The following is a 16,005-nucleotide window of genomic DNA, read 5'->3' on the forward strand; positions in this document are numbered from 1 at the left end:
ATTATCCTTTTAAGCGAATATTAAGATATTAAATAATGAACAATTTCTCTTAAAATATGAAAAATATCATGAAATTAAACATATTATTCTTCTGAGTTTTCTGCTTGTGGTGCATCTTGCGTTGGGAGGCGATATTCATCATTGGCCCATGCACCTAAGTCGATCAGTTTGCAGCGTTCAGAACAAAAAGGACGAAAGGCGTTGTCTTCCCATTGACTCATTTCTCCACAACGGAGACAAGGGAAAGTGTGTGGCATGGTCGACTCCAGATAAAATTTTCGGATTGAAATAGGCAAAAACGTTGGCAGTTGTTAGACTGATGCGGTTTTTTCTTAGTTTGATCTGATTATGCCGATTCGTCAATTTCAAGCCCAGCGTATGCATGCGCCTCGTGATTTTCAAATGATCAGTCCTGATCCACTGTGTGTGGAAATTGGGGCGGGCAAGGGTAAACATGCTTTATTGTTTACGGCCAATCATCCTGAGAAAAAGCTGATTGCGGTTGAGCGAACCCGTGAAAAGTTTGTGGCGATGCAGAAACAACATGGCTTAGAAGGTCAGCAGAATTTACAGCTGGTACATGCCGATGCTTTACCGTGGGTGGTACATGCCTTGCAACCGCAGCAGGTTGAACAGTTCTTTATTCTTTATCCCAACCCTGAACCGCATAATCCTGCACAGCGCTGGTTGAATATGCCGTTTTTTGAGTTTCTGATATCACGTTTACAAGTGGGCGGACAAATTACTTTAGCCAGTAATATTCCTGAATATATTGAAGAAGCACAGCAACAGTTGATTGAGGTGTGGAAGTTACCGTTTGTAAAAGAGCGCATCGCGGATAGTTCTGCGAGGACGCATTTTGAAATTAAATACTTAGAACGAGGCGAGCTCTGCCAACAGTTGATCATCACCAAACCTGAAGGTTATCGCACGCGTTTTGACGCGTTTCAGGCTTTGCAAGGTCAGACCCCACAGGTGCAATCTTCGGATCAAGCTGAATAAATCATGGCAAAGCGTATTGCAATTATTGGGGCGGGCCCAGCAGGTTTGATGGCGGCAGAAGTGTTGAGCCAATATGATGTTCAGGTCGATGTGTTTGAACAAAAACCATCTGCTGCACGTAAGTTCCTGATGGCGGGTAAAACAGGACTGAATATCTCTCATGCAGAACCTGTGGAGCAGTTTATCGGTCGTTATGATCAAGCTGAATGGCTAGCACCTTGGATTCGTAAGTGGGATGCCACATGGATTCAAGCATGGATGAAAGGTTTAGGCATTGAGTCCTATGTCGGAACGTCTGGGCGTATTTTCCCGATTGAAATGAAAGCCGCGCCTTTATTACGTGCATGGTTGAAACGCTTGGTTGAGTCAGGCGTCAAGTTTTACTATCGTCATCAATGCCTCAGCCTCAAAGAGCATACGCTTGAAATTAAATCTTTGCTTAGTGATCAAGTGCACAGCCAGAGCTATGATGCGATCGTTTTGGCTTGCGGAGCGGTGTCATGGTCTAAGCTCGGTAGTGATGGCGCTTGGCAAAACTGGTTGGAGGCCGATGAAATTGAGCCTTTTCAAGCCAGCAATGCTGGGGTAGAACATGAATGGTCTACCTATATGCAACCCGTCTTTGGGCAGCCACTGAAACGTATCGCGGCATGGGTGGGCGATGCGGAAAAAAGTATGGGCGATATCGTCATCACCCATTATGGTCTAGAAAGTGGTTTGGTCTATAAGCAAGGTCGAGCGCTGCGTGCGCAGCAAAAACAGCTCCAACCTTTAGTGTTAACGCTTGATTTACTGCCAGATGTCACTGTTCAAGAATTGGCTGTGCGTCTGAAACCCACAAAAAAACAGTCGTTAAGTAATGTTTGGCGTAAAGCTGGTTTAGATGCAGCTAAGGCGAGTTTAGTGCGAGAGTTGGTTGCAAAAGATCACTGGAATCACCCTGAACAATTGGCGCAGCAGGTGAAGCAATTACAGATTCCTTTAACTGGTTTTCGTCCGATTGAAGAAGCCATAAGTTGTGCTGGCGGTGTGCGCCGTAAAGGCCTGAACCCGCAGCTACAATTAAAATCCAATCCCGCTGTTTTTTTATGTGGGGAAATGTTGGACTGGGATGCACCCACAGGGGGCTACTTACTCACTGCATGTTTTGCAACAGGACGTGCCGCAGGTGAGGGTGTTATGCAGTATTTGAATGTGGCAAAAAAATCGCCATAAGCGATGCAACTGAAAATCAGCTGTGCTAATTTGAATAAAAAATTCAAGGAGCATCATGATGTCGGATCTTCAGCAGTATGTGGGCAGCTGCCTATGCGGTGCAGTGACTTATCAAATTGATGGGCCGATTGGCGATATTATTCAATGCCATTGTCAAAAATGTCGCAAGGCCAATGGAACGGCATATGCAACCAATGCACCGATTGCTAAGGCGGATTTCAAACTGACCTCTGGTCAGGACGTCGTAAAAAAATATGCATCGAGTGCAGGCACAGAGCGCTGTTTCTGTGGCAACTGTGGTTCACCGATTATCAGCATTAAGGCCGACACCCCTGAGTTTTACCGTTTGCGGATCGGCACTTTAGATACCCCTTTAGCGCAAAAGCCGACGCAGCATATTTTTGTGGCATCTCAAGCCGAGTGGGACAACATTTGTGATGCATTACCACAATATGCTGAACGCCCATAGTTAGAACACATACAAAGAAAAGGGATCATCTGATCCCTTTTCTTTTTCCGCGATTGAGTTAGTAGCCTGTCGACATCATATCTTGAGCTTTAGGATACTGCGACTGCCAGTGTTCAAGCTGCTCTTGAGCATGAATAAGCTCACCGAGGCCTTTCACGTTATCATGTGGTGCTGCGGCTTTATCTTGGATGATTTTGGCTTGGTTATCCCAATATTGGTACATCAAAGTTTGAATGTAGCGCCCTTGTTCTGTTTTTAAATCCAGCTCTTTAAGCATATTCAGTGCAGACTGAATGTTGTCTTGTTGACGTGTTTTTGCAAATTCATCCGTGAGCGTGCCTGCCTCACGCATTTTCATGAGTTCATCTTCCATTTCATCACTCATGCTGCTAAAGCGCTGGTCATAGTCGACCAAGAGCGCAATATCGTGTGGATCATTGGCTGTTTTTGCAAAACTTTTGACAGGTTCAGAGCTGAGTTCTTGCAGAATTTTATCATCGCTTGAAAGCGTGTCTTGCTCAGCAGATTGATTGGCTTTATTACAGCCTGTGAGGATTAAGCTGCCACCTAAAAGAAGCGGCAGTAGAACCTGTTTCAATGAAAGAGTATGTGGGTTCATATCGGTGTCCTATTATTCTGCTATTTTTTGAAAGTGATAGGCATAGGTGATGTAAGGAAAACTGATTTCGTCCTGTGGCTGTTTGCCCGTGTACTGCTGCACAATTTGCTCAAAGTGATGTTTTAAATCCTGCTGTTGCGCCTTAGGCATTGCGGCAATAAAGCTGGTCGAAAGGAGACGTTTTGAGACCACTTGTTCTACTGTACCTGTTTGCTGCTGTGCAAACTGATGCAGGCTTTTGAGCTGAAATAAGTGTTGATGTTCAAAGACTTTTTGCCATAGCCCACTATGATAACGTGGAGTCTCTCCTTCTAAAGGAGCGAGTTGTTCTGCGAGTGCATTGACCCAGTCGACTTGAGTGTCGCGTTGGTTCCAGACTAAGCCCAAATGTCCTTGCGGTTTTAGGACACGGTGAATTTCCTTTAAACTGTCCATGTTGGCAAACCAGTGGAAGGCCTGCGCAGATAAAACTGCATCGATACTTTGCGAAGGCAGGGGAAGATGGTCACTAAAGGCTTGTAAAGTTTCCACCTGTGGATAGGCTAGTTTGAGTTGAGCCAACATTTCGGTCACCGGTTCGATGGCAGTGAGTTGTCCACTATGTGGAATCAGATAAGGCAGAAACTTACCTGTGCCCGAGGCAAGATCAATCACACGTGAATTTGCGTTTAAATGCAACTGCTCGGTGAGCCATGCATGGATCTCTTGTGGATAACTCGGACGCACTTGTTGATAAAGTTCAGCAGCTGCACTAAACCCGTGTTGTGCCGCAGGATGGAGTAATTGTGTCATATTTTGCGCTTTTTTATCTGCTCTGCATCTATAAAATAACACATTTGGTTCGATGAAATCGCTTATGCTGTATGGAACGAACATGACCTCACTTTATAGGAATGAAATCTCTCAGCATGGACATGGCGAAACAAATTATTTTTGAAGACGAACAGATTCGTGTCATTTTTTTACAGGGTTCATCGGACGAACTTATTTTCTCTTTTGGCGACCTGATTACCCGTGCAAAGGGAACGTCGATCAATGCAGAAAAGTCGCTAGCCAAGTTTGGCTTTAATGTGGTTGGCATTATGCCAAAACAAAAGTCATGGTTTCCAGAGTCTTCGATGTTAGCGATGTTGGATGCGATTCGCGCTTGGATTGCACCCTTTCAAACCCGTATTGCCTATGCAGGGTCAATGGGTGGTTATGCTGCGATTAAATACTCTAAGCTGCTTCAGTTTAAGCGCGTGGTGGCCTTGGTGCCGCAGTATTCGATTGACCCTGAACAGGTGACGGATAACCGCTATAACATGTTCTATCAGCCTGAGCTGAACCATGATATGCAGGTACAGGCGAAGGATGTCTCGGCAGAGTGTGAATACATTGTTATTTATGACCCTTACTGCCCTGAAGACCGTGCGCATTATGAAAAATTACAAACGGTCGTGCCGAATCTGAATACCCTGAACTTACCTTTTACAGGGCATGATGCGATTGCGGTTTTAGCCAGTTCAGATTTGTTACACGATTTTTTACGTCATGAGTTTGATGCGCCATATTTTTATAAAAAAATTCGTGAAGTGAAAAAGAACAGCAAGTTTTACTACCGTAAAGTGATCGAAAACTTGTTGCCGCGTCATCGCTTTTCTTTGGGGCGAATTCTGAAAAATAATGAGCTTGAGTTAGATGGTCAATTTTTTGATGCCAAGCTAAAACAAAGCATTATTCGCGAGTTACTCAGCAATCGACAAGTGAGCCAGACTGATCTGTTGAAACTGGGCATTCAGGTCAACTTGCCGCAAGAAAATAGCTGTCAGTTAATGGATAGTTTTGGACATGGTTTAGTGTTCAATATGATCAGTCAAAAGATTGAAAGCTATGCACCAGATGCCATTGCGCTGAATCATAAGTTTCTGCTGCCGATTTTTGCTAAGGGCAATGGACTAGTACACATTTACTATAATGACATGCGCTATACCATCGTCATGAATGACAGACAGATCATGAAATTGGTGCATGAACAAGCCGAATTAAGCGCTGGAATGCATCCATTGTTAATGAAAAAATACAGTGATTATTATCTGATTAGCTATAAGCAGTTTAACTTTAGCTGTGATGAATATGGTGGCTTTGATTTGGTCGAAGATATTCCAGAAACAGCGCAGTTTTTGGTGTCAAGCGATGCTGAGTCAGATGTGTTCATGTGATTTATTCATATAGAGCTTTGGTCTAAAGTTAAGCACTTGTTTTGCGCCCTATTTGGTTTAATATGAAAGTATTGTTTGCATTTTAAACAATACGGATAAAGATCAAATAGGGTGGAAGCAATGCAAAGACATTGGTCGGCTGTATTTATAACATTACTGTTTATTTCAACCTCACAAAGCGTACTGGCACAAAGTTTAGACCCAGCCTATCTGACATTCGGTGGTGGCCTGATTCTCTTACTGATCCTGACGTTTTATGTGATTAAACAGATCAGTATTTCTATTCGTATTCATCGTAATAAGCCCGTTAAATAGCGGGCTTTTTTCTGTGTGTTGCGGCTATTTTTAAGTGGTGAAGACAGTGTTTACATTGAAAAAAGGGGCTGAGTTAGTTTAAATAAGCGCTCTATCATTATGCAGAACAACTGGACGTGAGCAATGAAAGCCGTATTTTTAGATTATGCATCCTTAGATCAAAATGATTTGGACTTTCAAGCACTGCATGCTGTTTTTGATGAACTGATCCTTTACCCAAGTACCGATGCTGAGACACTTGTCGCCCGTGTACAAGATGCAGATGTGATTATTAGCAACAAAGTAATGGTGGATGCCGATACCCTAAAACAATGCTCTCAGTTAAAGTTGATTTTAATCTCTGCCACTGGCACCAATAACATCGATTTGCAGCAAGCCAAAGCGCAAGGTGTTGTGGTGTGTAATTGTCAGGGGTATGGCACGGCAGCGGTGGCACAGCACACTTTGATGTTGATGCTTAACCTTGCAACCTCATGCTTGCAATACGACCGCGCGGTGCAGCAGGGCGAATGGAATAGAGCTTCTCAGTTTTGTCTATTGGACTACCCAATTATCGAACTTTCTGGCAAGACCTTGGGCATTTTAGGCTATGGAGAATTGGGGCAGGCGGTGGCTAAACTCGCTGAAGCATTTGGTATGCGGGTTTTAGTGGGTAATTTGCCAAACCGTCCGCATGCTGACTCAAAACGAGTAGGCTTTAATGACTTGCTGGCGCAATCAGATTTTATCAGCCTGCATTGTCCATTAACCGATGATACTCGCGACTTGATTGATGCCGAAGCTTTCAAAAAAATGAAAAAAAGTGCCTTTTTAATTAATTGTGCACGGGGTGGAATTGTCAATGAAGCCGCTTTGGCAGATGCGTTAAAACAGGGTGAAATTGCGGGCGCAGCAACTGATGTACTAACCGTTGAACCACCTAAAGAGGGTAATGTTTTATTGGAGGCTCGTCTGCCGAATTTAATCATCACACCACACAGCGCGTGGGGCAGTGTCGATGCACGCCAGCGCATGGTGCAGCAGTTGGTGGAAAATGCTCAAGCTTTTCAAGCAGGGCAGCCAATCCGTCGGGTGAATTAAAGCAAATGATGACAAGTAAAAAGCCCGTCGAATGATGGGCTTTTTTGATATTAAAGTTTAGTCACTTTAATTTCTTCTTCTGCTTGAGCAGGTGTAAAGGAAGACGGTGCTTGTGTAATCGTGGGCTCATTTACTGTTTGTGGTGCGACAGGCTGTAGAGATGAGACTGAAGGCGCTTGAACCGCAGGAGCATCTACGGGTGCAGATGACGGTTGACTCAATCTGCCTTGGTAAATTGGAGCGGGTTGATCTGTTTGACCAGTAATCACTTGCTTGGTTTCATGCAGCTTTTTATTCACATTTTGGGTAACTTGCTGTCCTGTTTCTTTGGCTTGTTCTGCGGTGTTGTTGGTGATGGTTTTTGCGCTGTCCAAGGCTTGGTGTGCAGAAGGGCGAATTTTTTGGATGCCTTTTTCTGTTGCAGTACCGACTTTTTCCGCCGTGTTAATCACACCTTCTTGAGTTTTATAAGCCCAGACATGAAAAATGTTGGGGTTTTTACCATAAGGCGTAATTGGCTTTTGCGCTTGCTGAGTAGTGGTTTCTGTTTGTGCCCATACACCTGCTGTTGTCATTAAAAGAGTGCAGAAGAGTGTTGTTTTCATCATGTTCATAGAGCAGTGTACCTCTTGGGCTATCGTGCATAAATCAGCGTTTTAGCATAAAGCCTCTTTGTGTGAATTTCATGTGCTTGGTTGTAAACAAGCGTAGTGTGCAAACGTATATAGCTAAAAAAGAGCCCAGCATGTGGACTCTTTCAACTCTGGAGGAGTTTAACTTCTACTTCGCGCCAACAGCGGCATCCGCAGATGAACCGACTTTGGCTTTAGCAACAGGTGTATCTAGTTCCACTTGAGCCTGCCCATTTATGTCTGCACGTTTGGGTTGACCACTGACAGCCTGCTTAGTTTCCTGCCATTTTTGTTTGGTCGCTTGTTGGCCTTGTTTCGCTTTATCCGCTATATAGTGACCACTTTTTTTGGTGTTATGCTCAACAGAGTGTTTAACGTCACCAGCCTTATCTTTTACGACAGCAGATTTTTCAGCTGAAAATTCTTTCGTGTCTTGCCATTTTTCTTTGCTGAATGCTTTGGTTTTGTTGACACCATGCTCAACCGTTTCACCTGTCGCATGCGCGGCATGTTTGACATCATGTTTTAAGTTTTGCAATACGCTTGGCTGCGAGGTTTGAACTTGAACATTGGCCGATGTATTGGCTGTGGTATTTGCAAATAGGGAAGTGGAGGCTAAAAGTGCAGTGGTTAAAGCCGAAGCGGTAAGTGTTTTTGTTAAAACTTTCATCTTTGATTTTCTACCTCTTATGTTATGACAGAACCCGATGAGGAGTTCAGAACAGCAGTCATCATAGACAGAAATGAGCTCAAAAATAGCGTTTGATATGAAAGTCGCACAATGCGGCAACAGCGCATGAACAATGGGCTGAAAATTGTGTCGTTCAGTTAATTCATTAAAATTATGTAAGTTTATGCGTGGTCGTTGTTTTAAATGTAAAGAGTATGGAGACTAGCGTTGAAATAAAAGATATGAAGCGGAAGGCATTTGAGAGGAAGTCATCACTGATGTTGCACCAGTGATGACGATTTGCTTAGTTACATTGCGCTAAGGCTTCTTTTGCAAAGTGATTACGTAGTGCGAGGAAGTTTTTCTGTACTTCTGCATCGTGTAATTCAAATTTGGTTGCTGTGCTGGTGCCATCGAGTGCAAAGGTTGCTGAGCCACCTGTGATGAGGGTGTAGTCACGGAACGCCCACTGTTCTACGACTTTGCCTGCTTTGAGGTTGCCGGTAAATTCGATGACGCATTTGTCTTCAAATTTGGTCAGTTTTGCTTTGTTATTGGTTGTGTCCGGATAGACTTCAATGTCTTGGACTTCTTGTAATACACCCGCTGTTAACTGTGGAATCGTTGGTTGAGATGTACATGCTGTAATAGAAAGGGCAGCAAAAGTAGCGAAAAGTACAGTTTTTAATTTCATAAGGTTCGTTCTTGTTGCGAGTTGTTTGGTTGAGTATAGGGAATTGTGAAAAGGAAGACCATAGTATTCACATTTTTCGAGTTTTGGGCTTAGCTTTCTATGCTCTAATATTGATGTTAAAGCTATTTCTAAAAGCAGATTGGAAGTTTGATTTTAGATAATATTAATGAAATCATAGCTTTCTATAACTTTATCAAATGTTGGGTGAGTACTAATATTTTTAATTACTTTTAATGTTACAAACTGGTTGATACGTAACTTTTCTATTTCAGATAAAACTGTTTTTTCTAATCTTATGCGATAGATTTTTTTATTCTCATTCACAAGAGTAATTTTTCCTGATCTATCAAGATTTTGTATTATCCCAGAAATCTCGCATTCAAGTGGTTCTTGAATTACCAACTCATTTAAAAAGTTTAAAGCTTTATCAATTTTTTTAGTGTTGCCCATCCAATAATGTTTTTGATTGTGATGTGAATCCCAGTTAATTTCAAAGTCTAAATTATTGCTTTTCAAAGCAGAGAGCATAGATTTAATGCTAGCAATACCTTTGTTTCCCATAATGGAGAAGATTTCTTGATTTGTCTCAGGATTATCTAAGGATTGAAAAAATGAAAACCAATAGGAAAGGGTATTTTGAGACAAACTCCATCCAAACAAGTCTGGCTGAATTTCTAAACTGATGATGAATTTTGTTGAACCTGAAACAATATTTGCTAAACGAAGATCTAAGTCAGATTGGTTAACAAAGTCAGCATGTTTCTTAGGAGTTCTTACTTTTGTAGAAAGTGTAATTAGGCTCTCAGCTAAACCCTTTGATAAAGTTGCATGTAGCATCAATGGAAGTGAGCCATTGCAAGCTTTGTCACCTATGAAGCGGACTTCTAAAATCTCTTTTTCTCTACGGAGTTGTAGATCGTGGAGCTGCTTTCTGAGGTTGTTTAGATGTTCCTTAAAGGAATTAAACGAAGCTATTTTGAAGCGATCATTTTTATCTAAGGTCTGATTATTCTTACTCAAAATCTCTTCAGCTAAATGTATTTGTTCTTCAAGAGTAGAGATGTTCATGAGAGTTTACTCGAAGTTGAATGAAACCTTTAGCTTCAGATAGTTGATTGTAACTGAAAAGACTACGCCAATAGTGAAAGCGATCTACTTCGCTCATAGTGTTAAAAAACAAGTCACACCCATATCGGGCGCGAATTGTATTACGATTTTCTAGAAATGAAAGTAACTCATTATATTTTTCGGATAAAAGTTTATTCAGGTCTTCTTCATTGAGAAATAAAACTATATCAATATCACTAGGATGCGGTTTCTTTGAACAAAATGATCCGTCTAACCAGATTATCATCTCAACTTGATAAGCCTCTAATTCCTGAATTAAGGCTCTTAGGCGATTGCATAAATTAGCCCGCGTTCTTTTATCTTGAAATGGATTGAGAACTGTTTTTTCCAAATTTTCCAAAGATATCTTGTGAATACCTGGATCTAGTAAACATGGATAAATTATCTTCCCTTCAGATAATCGTTGGGGGTCTTTCTCTATGTTTTCTGTAAAATTATTGTCTATCATATGGATATTTTTTGTTATCATTTTGATTTTATATCATAAATATTAAATTCTAAGAATAAAAAAACCCGCTCTAAAGCGGGTTTTTAGCATCAATGAAAGCTTAATGCTGCAACACCGAGATATCCGCAACACTGGTAAACAAATCACGCAACTGAGCCAGTAAACGTAAACGGTTTGCTTTCAATTCCGCATCATCTGCCATAACCATCACACCATCAAAGAAGGCATCAATTGGCGCACGCAGCGCAGCTAACTTAGAAAGGGCAGCGGTATAGTCTTTTGCAGCCAAAAGCGGTTGAACCACAGGCAGGATATTTTGAATCTCTGCATAAAGTGCTTTTTCAGCATCTTCAACCAATTTAGACTCAACAATCTCACCCGTAGGTGCAGCTTCTTTCGCCAAGATATTCGCAACACGTTTATTCGCAGCAGCCAAAGCAGCAGCTTCAGGCAGGCTACGGAAATGATTCACCGCAGTTACACGCTTATCAAAATCAAGAGGTGATTTTGGAGAAAGTGCTTGAACTGCTTGAATCACATCAACTGCAACGCCTTGGTCTTCATACTTCGCACGATAACGACCTTCAAGGAATGCAACAGCATCCGCCAAAGTCTTGTTGTGGTCTTTCAATACATCGCCATAAGCAGCCAAAGCAAGCTTGATCAACTCTTCAATTGAAACATCAAGATTGTTTTCAGTCACTAAACGCAAAATACCAATCGCAGAACGACGTAAAGCAAACGGGTCTTTAGAACCTGTAGGCGCTTGACCAATACCGAAAATACCAGTCAACGTATCTAAACGATCAGCAAGGGCAATCGTCGTACCCGTTTTGGTTTTCGGTAGAACATCGCCAGCAAACTTAGGTAAATATTGCTCACCTAAAGCTTCCGCAACTTCATCATTCTCGCCTTCAATACGTGCATAGTAAGTGCCCGCAATCCCTTGAAGTTCAGGGAATTCGCCAACCAATTCAGAAGTTAAATCACACTTTGCAAGAAGTGCTGCTTTTTCAGCATCGGCAGGATTCGCACCTGTGATTGCAGATAAAGCCACAGCCAATTTAGCAATACGTTCAGATTTATTCCAAAGCGTACCTAACTGTGCTTGGAAAACCATATTGGCTAATTTTTCTTTACGAGATGCAAGCGGTTGCTTTTGATCTTGTAAGAAGAAGAATTCAGCATCAGACAAACGAGGGCGTACAACTTTCTCATTCCCTTCAATGATTTGAGTTGGATCTTTAGACTCAATATTTGAAACAGTAATGAAGTAAGGTTGAAGTTTATTGTCAGCATTTACTAAACAGAAATACTTTTGGTTGTCTTGCATGGTGGTGATCAAAGCTTCTTGAGGCACAGCAAGGAAGCGTTCTTCAAAGCTCGCACGAAGTGCAACTGGCCATTCAACCAATGCGGTGACTTCATCACGTAAATCAGTAGGAACGATCGCAATTGCATTCACTTCATCAGCAAGAGCTTTGACTTGTTGATCAATGATGGCTTGACGTTCTTCAAAATTCGCTACAACTTTTGCAGCATGAAGCGAATCTAAATATGCATCTGCATTGGCTAAAGTAATCGCTTCAGGTGCATGGAAACGATGACCATAAGTCACATTACCTGCTTTATGATCCTGAATGGTTGCATCAACAACATCATTGTCTTTTAACAATACAACCCATTTTACAGGACGAACGAATTCAGTACGGCTTGCCGCAGAACGCATACGTTTTGCAATTGGAAGGTTATCTAAAGCAGTTTGTAAAATTTGTGGTAGTAAAACATCAAGGCTTTGACCTTTCACATCTTTTAGGTAGCAAACTTTTTCAACTTTACCCGCTTGGAACGTTGAAACTTGATCCGCAGTAATGCCTTGACCACGCATAAAGCCTTCAAGTGCTTTGGTTGGCTTACCTTCTGCATCATAAGCAGCTTGTACAGCAGGGCCGTCGAAACGTTTTTGAGTATCAGCTTGCGCAGCATCGACATTGATAATTTTCAATGCCAAACGACGTGGCGCTGCATACGCTTCAATCGAATCAAAAGCCAAACCTGCATCTTTTAAGCCTTTTACGGTTTCAGCTTGCAATGCATCACGTAAAGTTTTTAAGCTTTTTGGGGGAAGTTCTTCACAGCCAAGTTCAAATAAAACGGTATGTTTAGACATTATTTGTTCTCCGCTGATTTTTCTGCTTGAGCCGCTTCTGCTTCAACCTGAGCTTTCAGTTGCGCTAAAACTTCATCACGTAAATGTGGTTCTGCCATTGGGAAACCAAGCTTGGCACGCGCAGCCACATAGCTTTGCGCAATTGAACGTGCCAAAGTACGCACACGTAAAATATAGCGTTGACGCTCAGTCACAGAAATCGCACCACGTGCATCAAGCAAGTTAAAGCTGTGTGATGCTTTAATCACTTGTTCGTAGGCAGGAAGCGGAAGTTCAGCTTCCATTAAGCGCGTAGCTTCTGCTTCATAGAAATCGAATAATTCAAACAATTTTTCAACGTTGGCATATTCAAAGTTATAGGTCGATTGTTCCACTTCGTTTTGATGGAATACATCGCCATAAGTCACAGTACCAAACTGACCTTTGGTCCAAACAAGATCGTAAACCGAGTCTACACCTTGTAGGTACATGGCTAAACGCTCAAGACCGTAAGTGATTTCACCTGTCACAGGGTAGCATTCGACACCACCGACTTGTTGGAAGTATGTAAACTGAGTCACTTCCATACCGTTGAGCCAAACTTCCCAACCTAAGCCCCATGCACCGAGTGTTGGAGATTCCCAGTTGTCTTCTACGAAACGAATATCGTGAGTGAGGGTATCAATACCAATGGCTTCTAATGAGTCTAGGTAAAGTTGTTGGATATTATCTGGGTTTGGTTTCAGTACTACTTGGAATTGGTAATAGTGTTGCAAACGGTTTGGGTTTTCGCCATAACGACCGTCTTTAGGACGACGTGAGGGTTGAACGTATGCTGCGTTCCAAGTTTCAGGCCCAAGTGCGCGTAAGAATGTTGCAGTGTGGAATGTTCCTGCACCCATTTCCATATCGTAAGGTTGTAAAATGACGCAACCTTGTTCAGCCCAGTAGTTTTGTAAGGCAAGAATTAAGCCTTGGAATGTATCAATATGCGATATGGCGCGACTCATGCAGCATCCATTATAAATATAAGAAAAAATTGGTTCTAAGTATAAGGATTTTGCAGAGGAGTGGCAAAGGCTCTATTTATTTTTCAGCACTTAATTTTATATTTGCTAAAATGGCTTAGTACGACCTGCACACAGTAAGTCGTGATGAATTTCGCATAAATATTCATCATGCCAACCATAATGAATATCTTTGCATATTTGGTGGGAAATATTTTTTGAGTATGCCAATGTTTCTAAATGAGTATGAAGATCATGGGCTAACATAACAAAATGGGTCTCGGGATAAGGCCATTTGGCATGATTGTCAAAGTGAGAAACTGAATTTCCAAGTGACAATTCAAGTGTTAATAATTCATTTAAGCAGTCGCAGATTTCAAGTTTTTCAGTCATTTTTTATTCTTTTCATAAATTATCCAATAATAAGGTGATGATGCATGGTGCAGTAAGCATCTGTATGCCAATTAGAATGCATATCTCGATTAACCTGAGCTTGAACATTCGGGTGTTGGGGAAAATTAAGATTTTTTAAATGCAGAGATTGTTTTAGATAAATCAAATGGCTCTCTTCTTTAGGCCATTTTGCATGAGTATCGTAACCAGAGATTTTGTTGCCTTGTTTCACTTCAAATTGAATCAGGGCAATTAAGCATTCACATAAACCTAAAGTTTCAAGGTGATCTTCATATTTGAATTTTCCCAAGACGTGTACCTTTCTTCTTATAAAAATGAAACTCTTGCGCTAAATATAGACTTTGCTGATAACAATTGAAATAACAAAATTGATATCTCTAAGATGTAAAATATATGCATCTTATTGGTGAGACCGCGTATAATTTTGCACTGGTTAAGTGCGCAAAAGTAGAAGGGCGGCTGTGTTTCATATGCAACTTGAATGGTTAAATACCTTAAAACCGAATTTTAAAGTGTTACCGCTAAAGGAAAGAATGCTCTGTGGTTTAGGTGCATTGCTGGGATTAGCACTGTCTTCACTCATAAGTTGGTGGCTTTTGGGTGGGATCAATGCATGGTATATCGCCCCGATGGGTGCGTCCTCGGTGTTGCTTTTTGCCGTACCAGCCAGTCCTTTGGCTCAGCCATGGAATATTGTGATTGGGAATACGATTGCAGCTGTGATTGGGGTGACCTGTGCACTCTATATTTCCAACTTAACAGAAGCATTTAGTGTTGCTGTGGCTTTGTCGATTATTTTGATGATGACGACAGACTCTTTGCATCCACCGAGTGGTGCTGTGGCAATTACAGCGGTACTGGGAGGAGATACGGTACACGAGCTAGGGTATCAGTTTGTGTTTTATCCTGTTCTACTTAACTCGATCCTGCTTCTCGTGATTGCGATTGTGTTCAACCGATTGCTCGGGAAGCAATACCCAACTGTGGCGCAAGTCAATACGCGTAGCGCCGACCCGACCCCAACCCAGAAGGTCACCATTCAACCTGAAGATATTCATCAAGTTTTAGCCCAAGAAACACAGTTACTCGACATCAGTGAATATGATTTACAAAAACTGATTTTAAAAGCTCAAGCGCAGGCCGATACTCGCTTTCATATAGACCTACGTTGTCGGGACATTATGAGTAAAGATGTCCTCTGTTTATATGAAGATGAAGACATTCAAGTCGCTGTGGAAAAATTTAAACAGGTCAATCTGATGAGTTTACCTGTGTTAAATCGAGCTGAACAAGTATGCGGCACCTTGGCTTTATATGAAGTGGTGGAGTGGTTCCAAAAGGCGACGGATTTGCGTACCTCTTGGCAAGATCAAGTCAAGCACATTATGAAACGTCAGGTGGTCACGGTACAGCCGGATCAAGAACTACAAGATTTGATCCCGTACTTTGTTGAACGTTCTTTTAACTATATTCCTGTGGTTGAAAATAAGGCTTTGGTCGGCATCATTAGCCGTGCTGATATGATTGCAGCGTTGTATCGTCTGTTACAACATCACTAATTTATGTGAGTGTCGTAGGTAAAAAAAAGCTACGACACTTTGGGGGAAGTTGTCGTAGCATAAAAAGAAACTTTTTTGAGACGAATGATGTGCGCTTATGGGTTGTGATGATCTGGATTAACAGTACGCATCGTATTGCTATAACCCGATCGAGCCTGTGGAGAATGCTCGATTTGGTCTTTTTGTTTCGGCATCACCAACCAAAGAATCAGGTAAACCAAAATTCCAGGGAATGCTGCACTTAACAGTGAAATGGTGATGAAAACAATACGAAGTAAATTTGCGTTCCAACCAAAACGTTCAGCAATACCACCCATCACACCAGCAATCATGTTTGAGCGGTTTGAGCGATATAAACCAACATTGGCCATCTAGGTCTCCTTAAAAATTAAAATCTGAGTGG

Annotated in this window: 20 protein-coding genes; 7 read left to right on the forward strand and 13 right to left on the reverse strand. The window is 41.8% G+C overall.

Translation table 11 applies throughout. From position 1 onward, the window contains the following. Positions 1-83: 83 nt before the first annotated feature. On the reverse strand, positions 84-257 hold the full coding sequence (locus tag AC4CVD_RS01785; protein WP_490751865.1) for a DNA gyrase inhibitor YacG: 174 nt from the start codon (positions 255-257) through the stop codon (positions 84-86). 85 nt (positions 258-342) lie between these two features. On the opposite strand from AC4CVD_RS01785, the gene AC4CVD_RS01790 reads away from it, so the two are divergent. Genes AC4CVD_RS01790 through AC4CVD_RS01800 form a run of 3 tightly spaced genes read left to right on the forward strand, consistent with a single transcriptional unit; the run spans position 343 to position 2,686 of the window. Next, the gene (locus tag AC4CVD_RS01790) at positions 343-1,002 is read left to right on the forward strand and encodes a class I SAM-dependent methyltransferase (RefSeq protein WP_171263841.1); all 660 of its coding nucleotides are present in this window, start codon (positions 343-345) and stop codon (positions 1,000-1,002) included. Between the two features lie 3 nt (positions 1,003-1,005). Further along, positions 1,006-2,217: a TIGR03862 family flavoprotein gene (locus AC4CVD_RS01795; RefSeq protein ID WP_490751867.1), complete on the forward strand. Its 1,212-nt coding sequence runs from the start codon at positions 1,006-1,008 to the stop codon at positions 2,215-2,217. A gap of 58 nt (positions 2,218-2,275) precedes the next feature. Continuing rightward, a complete protein-coding gene (locus AC4CVD_RS01800; RefSeq protein ID WP_490753487.1) occupies positions 2,276-2,686 on the forward strand; it encodes a GFA family protein in 411 nt (136 codons plus the stop codon). A 58-nt stretch (positions 2,687-2,744) separates the two neighbouring features. Here the strand turns inward: AC4CVD_RS01800 and AC4CVD_RS01805 are convergent, their stop codons facing one another. Beyond that, on the reverse strand, positions 2,745-3,305 hold the full coding sequence (locus AC4CVD_RS01805) for a hypothetical protein (RefSeq protein WP_490751869.1): 561 nt from the start codon (positions 3,303-3,305) through the stop codon (positions 2,745-2,747). A gap of 12 nt (positions 3,306-3,317) precedes the next feature. After that, positions 3,318-4,097, reverse strand: a complete 780-nt coding sequence (locus AC4CVD_RS01810; RefSeq protein ID WP_490751871.1) for a class I SAM-dependent methyltransferase — start codon at positions 4,095-4,097, stop codon at positions 3,318-3,320. A gap of 122 nt (positions 4,098-4,219) precedes the next feature. Between AC4CVD_RS01810 and AC4CVD_RS01815 the strand changes: the two genes are divergently transcribed. The 3 genes from AC4CVD_RS01815 to AC4CVD_RS01825 all read left to right on the forward strand — a co-directional run bounded on the left by AC4CVD_RS01815 (position 4,220) and on the right by AC4CVD_RS01825 (position 6,901). Then, the gene (locus tag AC4CVD_RS01815; RefSeq protein ID WP_490751873.1) at positions 4,220-5,506 is read left to right on the forward strand and encodes a hypothetical protein; all 1,287 of its coding nucleotides are present in this window, start codon (positions 4,220-4,222) and stop codon (positions 5,504-5,506) included. A gap of 120 nt (positions 5,507-5,626) precedes the next feature. Next, positions 5,627-5,821, forward strand: a complete 195-nt coding sequence (locus tag AC4CVD_RS01820; protein WP_004692607.1) for a hypothetical protein — start codon at positions 5,627-5,629, stop codon at positions 5,819-5,821. A 123-nt stretch (positions 5,822-5,944) separates the two neighbouring features. Continuing rightward, positions 5,945-6,901, forward strand: a complete 957-nt coding sequence (locus AC4CVD_RS01825; RefSeq protein WP_490751875.1) for a 2-hydroxyacid dehydrogenase — start codon at positions 5,945-5,947, stop codon at positions 6,899-6,901. Positions 6,902-6,951: 50 nt separating this feature from the next. On the opposite strand, the gene AC4CVD_RS01830 is transcribed toward AC4CVD_RS01825, so the two are convergent. The 9 genes from AC4CVD_RS01830 to AC4CVD_RS01870 form a co-directional block, all read right to left on the reverse strand. Next, positions 6,952-7,515 (reverse strand): hypothetical protein, encoded by a 564-nt coding sequence (locus AC4CVD_RS01830; protein ID WP_201707111.1) that lies wholly within the window; start codon positions 7,513-7,515, stop codon positions 6,952-6,954. 166 nt (positions 7,516-7,681) lie between these two features. After that, positions 7,682-8,203, reverse strand: coding sequence for a hypothetical protein (locus AC4CVD_RS01835; protein ID WP_490751877.1), 522 nt, complete (start codon positions 8,201-8,203; stop codon positions 7,682-7,684). A 304-nt stretch (positions 8,204-8,507) separates the two neighbouring features. Continuing rightward, positions 8,508-8,897, reverse strand: coding sequence for a hypothetical protein (locus AC4CVD_RS01840; RefSeq protein WP_004978867.1), 390 nt, complete (start codon positions 8,895-8,897; stop codon positions 8,508-8,510). A 153-nt stretch (positions 8,898-9,050) separates the two neighbouring features. Next, a complete protein-coding gene (locus tag AC4CVD_RS01845; protein ID WP_078388573.1) occupies positions 9,051-9,965 on the reverse strand; it encodes a hypothetical protein in 915 nt (304 codons plus the stop codon). Beyond that, the gene (locus AC4CVD_RS01850) at positions 9,946-10,494 is read right to left on the reverse strand and encodes a DUF6932 family protein (protein ID WP_228256444.1); all 549 of its coding nucleotides are present in this window, start codon (positions 10,492-10,494) and stop codon (positions 9,946-9,948) included. The genes AC4CVD_RS01845 and AC4CVD_RS01850 overlap by 20 nt, the downstream gene beginning before the upstream one ends. 79 nt (positions 10,495-10,573) lie before the next feature. Beyond that, positions 10,574-12,643 carry a glycine--tRNA ligase subunit beta gene (glyS, locus tag AC4CVD_RS01855; RefSeq protein ID WP_490751879.1) on the reverse strand — a complete coding sequence of 690 codons (2,070 nt, stop codon included), beginning with the start codon at positions 12,641-12,643 and terminating at the stop codon, positions 10,574-10,576. Beyond that, positions 12,643-13,632: a glycine--tRNA ligase subunit alpha gene (glyQ, locus tag AC4CVD_RS01860; RefSeq protein WP_159127099.1), complete on the reverse strand. Its 990-nt coding sequence runs from the start codon at positions 13,630-13,632 to the stop codon at positions 12,643-12,645. The genes glyS and glyQ overlap by 1 nt, the downstream gene beginning before the upstream one ends. Positions 13,633-13,737: 105 nt before the next feature. Further along, a complete protein-coding gene (locus AC4CVD_RS01865; protein WP_159127100.1) occupies positions 13,738-14,022 on the reverse strand; it encodes a hypothetical protein in 285 nt (94 codons plus the stop codon). 19 nt (positions 14,023-14,041) lie between these two features. After that, entirely contained in the window at positions 14,042-14,332 is a 291-nt protein-coding gene (locus AC4CVD_RS01870; protein ID WP_058868849.1) for a hypothetical protein, read from the reverse strand. A gap of 172 nt (positions 14,333-14,504) precedes the next feature. Here AC4CVD_RS01870 and AC4CVD_RS01875 point away from each other — a divergent pair, with 172 nt between their 5' ends. After that, the gene (locus AC4CVD_RS01875) at positions 14,505-15,602 is read left to right on the forward strand and encodes an HPP family protein (RefSeq protein ID WP_490751882.1); all 1,098 of its coding nucleotides are present in this window, start codon (positions 14,505-14,507) and stop codon (positions 15,600-15,602) included. Positions 15,603-15,697: 95 nt separating this feature from the next. Here AC4CVD_RS01875 and AC4CVD_RS01880 read toward each other — a convergent pair whose 3' ends face one another. Continuing rightward, positions 15,698-15,973: a PspC domain-containing protein gene (locus tag AC4CVD_RS01880; RefSeq protein ID WP_005400889.1), complete on the reverse strand. Its 276-nt coding sequence runs from the start codon at positions 15,971-15,973 to the stop codon at positions 15,698-15,700. Between the last annotated feature and the right edge of the window lie 32 nt (positions 15,974-16,005).

Source organism: Acinetobacter sp. LipI_23, from assembly GCF_058243045.1.

Coding starts and splice junctions, on each gene's coding strand:
- AC4CVD_RS01830 (WP_201707111.1), bottom strand. CDS start 7,515: ATGAACATGATGAAAACAACACTCTTCTGCACTCTTTTAATGACAACA.
- AC4CVD_RS01865 (WP_159127100.1), bottom strand. CDS start 14,022: ATGACTGAAAAACTTGAAATCTGCGACTGCTTAAATGAATTATTAACA.
- AC4CVD_RS01815 (WP_490751873.1), top strand. CDS start 4,220: ATGGCGAAACAAATTATTTTTGAAGACGAACAGATTCGTGTCATTTTT.
- glyQ (WP_159127099.1), bottom strand. CDS start 13,632: ATGAGTCGCGCCATATCGCATATTGATACATTCCAAGGCTTAATTCTT.
- AC4CVD_RS01835 (WP_490751877.1), bottom strand. CDS start 8,203: ATGAAAGTTTTAACAAAAACACTTACCGCTTCGGCTTTAACCACTGCA.
- AC4CVD_RS01825 (WP_490751875.1), top strand. CDS start 5,945: ATGAAAGCCGTATTTTTAGATTATGCATCCTTAGATCAAAATGATTTG.
- AC4CVD_RS01805 (WP_490751869.1), bottom strand. CDS start 3,305: ATGAACCCACATACTCTTTCATTGAAACAGGTTCTACTGCCGCTTCTT.
- AC4CVD_RS01795 (WP_490751867.1), top strand. CDS start 1,006: ATGGCAAAGCGTATTGCAATTATTGGGGCGGGCCCAGCAGGTTTGATG.
- glyS (WP_490751879.1), bottom strand. CDS start 12,643: ATGTCTAAACATACCGTTTTATTTGAACTTGGCTGTGAAGAACTTCCC.
- AC4CVD_RS01840 (WP_004978867.1), bottom strand. CDS start 8,897: ATGAAATTAAAAACTGTACTTTTCGCTACTTTTGCTGCCCTTTCTATT.
- AC4CVD_RS01800 (WP_490753487.1), top strand. CDS start 2,276: ATGTCGGATCTTCAGCAGTATGTGGGCAGCTGCCTATGCGGTGCAGTG.
- AC4CVD_RS01785 (WP_490751865.1), bottom strand. CDS start 257: ATGCCACACACTTTCCCTTGTCTCCGTTGTGGAGAAATGAGTCAATGG.
- AC4CVD_RS01820 (WP_004692607.1), top strand. CDS start 5,627: ATGCAAAGACATTGGTCGGCTGTATTTATAACATTACTGTTTATTTCA.
- AC4CVD_RS01880 (WP_005400889.1), bottom strand. CDS start 15,973: ATGGCCAATGTTGGTTTATATCGCTCAAACCGCTCAAACATGATTGCT.
- AC4CVD_RS01850 (WP_228256444.1), bottom strand. CDS start 10,494: ATGATAACAAAAAATATCCATATGATAGACAATAATTTTACAGAAAAC.
- AC4CVD_RS01845 (WP_078388573.1), bottom strand. CDS start 9,965: ATGAACATCTCTACTCTTGAAGAACAAATACATTTAGCTGAAGAGATT.
- AC4CVD_RS01810 (WP_490751871.1), bottom strand. CDS start 4,097: ATGACACAATTACTCCATCCTGCGGCACAACACGGGTTTAGTGCAGCT.